Annotated in this window: 1 protein-coding gene; it reads right to left on the bottom strand. The window is 50.8% G+C overall.

Annotated elements, in window-relative coordinates:
* On the bottom strand, positions 1-238 hold a 238-nt coding region (locus tag EXE10_RS22110), incomplete at both ends, for a TolC family protein (protein WP_416346115.1).

Below are 238 nucleotides of genomic sequence, written 5' to 3' on the forward strand. Positions count from 1 at the left end.
AACTCACTCCGTACAGTTGCCGACTCCATCTGCGTGAACCAGTATTGCGTTTCCTGGCGCAAACGGTTTTCTACTCGTCCGGTCTCAAAATTGGCCTTTTGAGCTTCCGCCATGGCCATACCAGAAGCTATCCGCACTTGCCGACTGGCTAGTGGAATTGAAACTGTTACACTCATCAAGTTTTCAACGCCAGACTGCTCACGACTATAGCCCACTCCGACCGTAGGATTAGGTACCT

Source organism: Acinetobacter sp. WCHAc060033 (assembly GCF_004209125.1).
Taxonomy (GTDB): domain Bacteria; phylum Pseudomonadota; class Gammaproteobacteria; order Pseudomonadales; family Moraxellaceae; genus Acinetobacter; species Acinetobacter wuhouensis.